This is a genomic window from Mycobacterium sp. 852002-10029_SCH5224772, from assembly GCF_001667315.1.
Taxonomy (GTDB): domain Bacteria; phylum Actinomycetota; class Actinomycetes; order Mycobacteriales; family Mycobacteriaceae; genus Mycobacterium.
In genome coordinates, this window is record NZ_LZHT01000008.1 from 1 (window position 1) to 989 (window position 989).

Genomic DNA, 989 nt, shown 5'->3' on the forward strand with positions numbered 1-989 from the left:
ACACCGTCGGGGCCCGGCGTCGGCAACGCCGTCTGGGGCAGGGTGTCGATGCGGGAATCGTCGACGTCGATGACCGTGACGTCGTGGCCGTCCAACCGCAGCGCCAGATCGGCGGTGGTGACCGCGGCGACCGGCTTGGCGTCGCCGAGCATGAATTCGATGCGCGCGTCCGGCGAGGAGGGGTCGATCGGCAGGTAGGCCGCGCCCGTTTTGAGCACGGCCAGGATCGACGCGATGGCCTCGGCTGACCGCGAAAACAGCAGCGCCACAGTGCGTCCCGGGCCGGCGCCCGCGGACACCAGGTGATGCGCCAACCGGTTGGACGCCTCGTCCAGCTCCCGGTAGGTCACCGACAGGCCCTCGCACACCAGCGCCACAGATTCGGGCGCCCGGGCCACCTGTGTGGCGAACAACTCCGGCACCGATACCGCCGCTTGTGTCGGCCGGGTCAAAACCGCGTTGTTGCCAAGCTCTTTCAAGCGAGCATGCTCGGCGTTATCGAGCAGATCCACCGACGACAACGGGTGGGTGGGGTCGGCGGTCATCGCCGCCAAAACCCGCCGCAAGCGGCCGATCAACGCCTCGACGGTCGCCGCGTCGAACACGTCGGTGCGGAATTCCACCCGCCCGCCGATGCCGGCGGCTTCCCCGTTCTCGGACCAGCGTTCGGCCAGGGAGAACACCAGGTCCATGCGGGCCGACTGGTCCTGCACGGGTACCGAGGCCACCTCGAGGTCGCCCAATGCCAGCCCCGCGGCCGGGTCGTCGTGACCGGCGAAGTTCTGCCAGGCCAGCATCACCTGGACCAGCGGGTGATGCGTCAGGCTCCGGGTCGGGTTGACCCGCTCGACCAGCACCTCGAACGGCACATCCTGATGCTCGAAGGCTGCCAAGCTCTGCGCCTGGACCCGTTCCAGCAGTTCGGTGAAGCTGGGGTCGCCGGCCAGGTCGACGCGCAGCACCAGGGTGTTGACGAAGAAGCCGACCAG

The 989-nt window shown here is 69.0% G+C and carries 1 protein-coding gene; it reads right to left on the bottom strand.

What is annotated here, in order from left to right; translation table 11 throughout:
• Nucleotides 1-989, bottom strand: a 989-nt coding sequence (locus A5775_RS01855) for a condensation domain-containing protein (RefSeq protein WP_156660533.1), incomplete at both ends; no start/stop codon positions are given.